The 5,489-nt window shown below is 67.0% G+C and carries 6 protein-coding genes and 1 pseudogene; 1 reads left to right on the top strand and 6 read right to left on the bottom strand.

Features of this window, described 5'->3' with window-relative positions; translation table 11 throughout:
• Positions 1-129: 129 nt before the first annotated feature.
• From A9W96_RS23220 to bfr, 3 genes are all read right to left on the bottom strand, one after another.
• Entirely contained in the window at positions 130-624 is a 495-nt protein-coding gene (locus A9W96_RS23220; RefSeq protein ID WP_066870794.1) for a carboxymuconolactone decarboxylase family protein, read from the bottom strand.
• A gap of 65 nt (positions 625-689) precedes the next feature.
• Positions 690-2,759, bottom strand: coding sequence for an MDR family MFS transporter (locus A9W96_RS23215; RefSeq protein ID WP_066870746.1), 2,070 nt, complete (start codon positions 2,757-2,759; stop codon positions 690-692).
• 36 nt (positions 2,760-2,795) lie between these two features.
• Positions 2,796-3,275, bottom strand: coding sequence for a bacterioferritin (bfr, locus tag A9W96_RS23210; protein WP_066870748.1), 480 nt, complete (start codon positions 3,273-3,275; stop codon positions 2,796-2,798).
• Between the two features lie 339 nt (positions 3,276-3,614).
• Here bfr and A9W96_RS23205 point away from each other — a divergent pair, with 339 nt between their 5' ends.
• Positions 3,615-3,800: a bacterioferritin-associated ferredoxin gene (locus A9W96_RS23205; protein ID WP_066870751.1), complete on the top strand. Its 186-nt coding sequence runs from the start codon at positions 3,615-3,617 to the stop codon at positions 3,798-3,800.
• A gap of 20 nt (positions 3,801-3,820) precedes the next feature.
• Here A9W96_RS23205 and A9W96_RS23200 read toward each other — a convergent pair whose 3' ends face one another.
• The 3 genes and pseudogenes from A9W96_RS23200 to A9W96_RS23190 form a co-directional block, all read right to left on the bottom strand.
• Positions 3,821-4,570 carry an enoyl-CoA hydratase/isomerase family protein gene (locus A9W96_RS23200; protein ID WP_066870755.1) on the bottom strand — a complete coding sequence of 250 codons (750 nt, stop codon included), beginning with the start codon at positions 4,568-4,570 and terminating at the stop codon, positions 3,821-3,823.
• A gap of 18 nt (positions 4,571-4,588) precedes the next feature.
• Positions 4,589-5,032, bottom strand: a complete 444-nt coding sequence (locus tag A9W96_RS23195) for a TIGR03618 family F420-dependent PPOX class oxidoreductase (RefSeq protein WP_066878163.1) — start codon at positions 5,030-5,032, stop codon at positions 4,589-4,591.
• Between the two features lie 9 nt (positions 5,033-5,041).
• Positions 5,042-5,489, bottom strand: a pseudogene (locus A9W96_RS23190) (EthD domain-containing protein); the annotation flags it as partial.

Raw genomic sequence — 5,489 nt, 5'->3', positions numbered from 1 at the left:
CAGGCCGACGCCGAAGCGAATCTTCACCGCCGCCTCCCTCCGAGCTCCCTCACCCACACCGCAACATCGGCGGCGCGTCTTTTGTGCCCGCGGCGCGCGCCATCGCCGGATGGCCGGGCAACACGAAAACTAGCCGCGGCTGGGGATGGTCAGCTTGCAGGCTTGGCCGATGTCGAGGGTCCGCAGCACTCGGCCCATGCCGACCCACAGCGCGCAGGACAGTGCCAGGTCGGCCAGCAGTTCGTCGGAGAAGTGTGCGGCGCACCGGCTCCAGAAGTCTTCGTCGTCGCGCAGCGCGGTGTGCTCGGTGGCGAAGCGGTCGGCGAACTCGGCGGCCAGCCGCTCCTGTTCGCTGTAGCCGGGCCAGGTGCGCCACTCGTGGACGTGGTCATAGAGCTCCTCGTCCACACCCGCCGCCGGTCCGTCTTCATCGCGGGTGTTGACGCAGACGACGCATTCGTTGCGGTGGGCGATCACGGCGCGGGCCAGTTCGCGGGTGCGGATCGGCAACCGGTTCTTGGTGTACACCGCCTGGCTGAAGCCGCCGAGCGCGCCGCCGATGTCCGGGGACTTCACAAACCAGCCGGCCAGGTCGTCGTCAGCAAAAGTTCCGATTCGGCTCATGGCGTGATGGTACGCCCGCGTCATCACCCGGGTTGGGGATGTCGGCGAATGCGTATCGGCACCGGTTAGCGAGCGGCCGACGGGATTGCCACGGTCGGCTGTTCCTCATGCCAATCCCGTTGGGCCAGCACACGATGCGCGACGCGGTCCAGCGCCGCCTCCACCGCGCGGCGGTCCGGGCGACCCTCGAATCCCGGTGACCGGGCGAGCTTGTCGACCAGCCAGGCCAACAGCAGCGAGTGCACGTATGCGACCTGTTGTCCCCCGGCCGGGGTGAGCCACATCCGCTCGCCGTCGCGCTGCGCGTAACCCCCGGATACCAGGCGGGCGAAGGTGGGCTCGAGCACCTCGAACGGTATCCGGAGGTAGTCGGCCATGTCGGTGAGCCGGGCGGTCCCGTACATCTCGGTGTAGCGATTGATCCGCAAGACCCCCCACAGTCCGGCGACGTCGAGCCGGCAATCGGGTCGCATGGCGATGCTGCGCAGCCGCATGCCGGTCTCGCCGCGCAGCATCCGCGCGATCGCGTTCTCCAGCATCTGGTCGGGCGTCTCGGTGGTCGGCATGCCGAACGCGTCGCCGAGATCGATTGTGCTGTCGTGGATGTCGCGCAGCGGGATCTCGCGCAAGAACAGCGCCAGCACGAATCCGACCAGGGCGACCGGCGCCGCCCAGAAGAAGACCTGGGTGAGCGACTCGGCGTAGGCCGCCACGATCGGGGCGGCCACGTCGTGCGGTTGCCGGTGCAAAGCCCCGGGTGAACTGACCGCGCTGGGCGGTGCGCCGCTGGCCGCCAGGGCCGCACCGATGCGGCCGTTGAGGAAGTTCACGAACAGCGAGCCGAAAATGGCCGCGCCGAACGAACTTCCGATGGTCCGGAAAAACGTCACACCCGAGGTGGCGACGCCGAGGTCTTCGAAATTCGACGTGTTCTGCACGATGAGGATCAGCACCTGCATGGACAATCCGATGCCGGCGCCGAGGATCACCAGGTAAAGCGACTGGATCAGGGCGGAGGTGGACGGCTGCATGCGCGACATCAGCAGGAAGGCCAACGCCATCAGCGCGGTGCCGGCCACCGGAAAGACCTTGTAGCGCCCGGTCCGGCCGACGATGGTACCGCTGCCCGTCGAGGTGACCAGCATGCCGAGCACCATGGGCAGGGTGCGCAGGCCCGAGGTGGTCGCCGAAACCCCGTTGACGTACTGCATATAAGTCGGCAGGAAGGTCATCGCGCCCAGCATGGCGAAGCCCACCACGAAGGACAGCACGCAGCAGACGGTGAACACCGGGCTCCCGAACAACCGAATCGGCAAGATGGGTTCGGCCGCGCGCCGTTCCACCATCACGAACACGCCGAGCGCTATCGCAGCGCCGACGAACAGACCGATGATGGTCGGTGATCCCCACGGGTAGAGGGTGCCGCCCCAGCTGGTGGCCAGCGTCAGGCCCGCGGCGCCCAGGCCCACGAACGTGATGCCGGCGTAGTCGATGACGGGCTTGGCGGACGCGGTCAGGGCGGGAATCGCCGCTGCGGCAACGAAGACGACCACGACCGAGATCGGCACGTTGACCCAGAACGCCCAGCGCCAGGTCAGGTAGTCGGTGAAGTAGCCGCCGAGCAGCGGGCCGATGACCGTGGTGACGCCGAAGACCGCCCCGAGGATGCCCTGATATCGGCCCCGCTCGCGCAGGGGGACGACCTCGCCGATCAGCGCGCTGGCCGTGACGGTGATGGCGCCACCGCCGATCCCTTGCAGCGCGCGCGCACCCACCAGCATTGCCATCGACTGGGCCAGTCCGCACAGTATTGAGCCGATGACGAAAAAGACTATGGCCGTTTGGAATACGCGTTTGCGGCCGAAGACGTCGCCGAGCTTACCCACCAGCGCCGTGACGATGGTCGATGCGAGCAGATAGCTGGTGACCACCCAGGACTGATGCCCGGCATCGCCCAGGTTGGCGACGATGGTCGGCAGCGCCGTCGCGACGATGGTCTGGTCCAGCGCCGCGAGCAGCATGCCGAGCACGATCGCGATGAAGATCAGATTGCGTCGTTGCGGGCTGATCAGCTCGCCGCTGGATGCGGCACCGGAAGCCGGGCGAGTTTGGGTCGCTGCCCTTGGGCTCGTCATACCTGGGCGACGTTACCTATTTCGCCGCCGGCCGGGTCAGCTGGGTGGGCGCGACACGCACTGCGCCGAGTACAACTCCACACCGAGCTTGTCCATCAACTCGAGTTGGGTCTCGAGGTAGTCGATGTGCTTTTCCTCGTCCGCCACGATGTTCTCGAACAGCGTCGCGGTGGTGGAGTCCTGCTTTTCGCGGCACAGGATGATCGCCGGCTTGAGCCGCTCCATCACCTCGTACTCGATGGCCAGGTCGGCCTCGAACTGCTCACGCAGCGTCTGACCGATGCGCAGCGAGAAGAGGCGCTGGTAGTTCGGCAAGCCGTCGAGCAGAAGAATGCGGTCGGTGATCGCCTCGGCGTGTCGCATCTCGTCGAAGGACTCGGCCCGGGTGTGCCCAGCTAACTCGGTGAAACCCCAGTTGTCCTGCATCTTGGAGTGCAGGAAGTATTGGTTGATCGCGGTGAGCTCGCTGGTCAGCTGCTCGTTGAGCAGACGCAAAACTTCCGGATCCCCTTGCATTGTCACTCCTATGGTGTGAGCGGCTGTCGTATGTGGCCGCGGCGGGCACGCTGGGCTGGAGCGCACAAACCTGGGCTGTAGCAGCACTTTGCCACGGCCGCCGGGAATGTTCCAGCAAGGTTTGGCTGCGCTCAGTGGGTCCCCGAGTGGGGTAAGTCACCCCTTGGTTAGGTTAGACTCGGCTAACGAACTTAGGTTAGACTCCACTAATATGCGGCGTATGAATTCGGCCCCATCGCCCCGGTGCCTGATGACTCGGAACGCCGGCGGCCGGGACGATTCGCAGACGCTGGACCGGGCTTTCGACGAAGGGGACGCCGAAATGCGGGAGGTGCGCTGATGTACGTCTGCCTCTGTGTTGGGGCCACCAACCAGACCGTGTGCGACGTCGTCGCGCAGGGCGCATCGACCTCCAAAGAGATCGCCGCCGCCTGTGGGGCCGGTGGTGACTGCGGCCGCTGCCGGCGCACCCTGCGGGCCATCCTCGCCGCCTCGGCCAAGCTGCAGACGGCCCAGTCGGCCTAGCCGCCGTCAGCGTTTGCGCTTCAACTTTTGTTGAACGCGGCCAGCGCCGCGGCGTTGGCCTGTGCGCCCATGAGCTCGGCGAAGTGGGCGTTCTCGCGGGCGGTGGCCGCCACAATCTCGGGCCGGACGGGCTCCATCATGGTGTGCTTGACGGCCATCAAGCTCGAGATCGGCCGGGAGGCAAGGATTTCCGCGTGCTGACGGGCCTGCGTCAGCAGCTCGTCGGGTTCGCAGACCCGCCAGACCAGTCCCATCCGCAGGGCCTCGTCGGCGGCGACCCATTCCGACGACATCAGCAGCCAGGCCGCGTTCTGCCGGCCCACCAGCTGGGGCAGCAGGTATGACGATGCCGCTTCGGGCGCCACGCCCAGGCTGGTGAACGGGCACTTCAGGCGGGCGGTCGACGACATGAACGCCAGATCGGCGTAGCCGAGGATGGTGGCGCCGATGCCCACGCCGACGCCGTTCACCGCGCAGATCAGCGGCTTGGGAAAAGCGCTGAGCGCGCTGATCAGTCCGATGAAGCCATGCTTGCCCGGGGTGAAGTCCGGGTCGGTGATGCGTGCCTGCATTTCGGCCAGATCGGTACCGGCGCTGAAACCACGGCCCGCGCCGGTCAGCAGCACGACCGCGACCTCGGGATCGTCGGCGGCGGCCAGCAACGCCTCGGCAGTGGCGTCGTAGAGGGCTTCGTTGAACGCGTTGAGCGCCTCGGGCCGGTTCAGTGTGAGGGTACGTACCCGTTTGTCGTCATCGATCTGCAGCGTCACGCCAGCAGCCTAACCAGGCTAGCCGTTGCTGTAGACGCGGGTTGGCGCGATCAACACCACGGCGCGACCCTCGGCGGCCATCACCCTGTCGTATTCGTCCCAGTCGTCGTGCGTGCCGCCCGCGGCGGTGAACACGTCGCGAAGCAGCAGCCGCAACTGATCGGCGTCCGTGAGCCAGGGCCGGCTGTCGGCCGGGCCGGCCAGCTCGGCGCGGCCCTCGACCGTCGCCCACTGCCACCCGTTGCGAAAGGTGACGGCCAGCTGCGGTCGGGCCCGCAGGTTGGCCAGCTTGACCTTGCCGTAGGTGGTGAAGCCGAGAACTGGCTGGCCGTCCGCGGGGTGCGTCAGCAGCCCCACGTTCACCAGCGAAGCCTGGACCGTCGCGTCAGCGCGGACGGTCGACACCACCGCCAGGCCGCTTTCCGTCGCGGCCAAGGCGACCGCGTCGCGCAGTGTCGTCATGAGAGCCCCTCATCCGTTGAACGGGCTGGCGAAGACGTACCGGCTCGTCGGCACCGTGTCGATGTTCTCGTTGGCGCCAAAGGCGCTGGTGCTGGCGACCATTCGCCCCATCCGGTCCTGTAGGTCGTCGTCATCGGCGGCTCCGAAGAAAGCGTGGAGGTCGGTGATGGCCTCGATCGGGAACAACTCCTCGACGATGCCGGAGATTCCCGGCGCATCCGGGGTCAGCGCCCGCACCACCCAGTTCTGGGTGTAGCCGAACGTCGACTGCGTTTCGATCGCCACCGAGGTGTGGTGACCCTGCCACCGCGTCAGCCAGGTCGCCTGGTCCATGTCGGCGGGCCGGCGCAGCAGCGCGACGTTGGCCAAACCCGGTGTGCGAGCGCCGGATTCGACGGTTGGAGCCATCAGCGGGACGGATTCGGTCACCAGATACGCGGCGAGCTGTTCACATTCC

The sequence above is a fragment of the Mycobacterium sp. 1245852.3 genome (genome assembly GCF_001669335.1).
GTDB classification, from domain to species: domain Bacteria; phylum Actinomycetota; class Actinomycetes; order Mycobacteriales; family Mycobacteriaceae; genus Mycobacterium; species Mycobacterium europaeum_A.
Note: the sequence above shows the minus strand (reverse complement) of the source record. Positions and strands in the feature narration are given on the sequence as shown.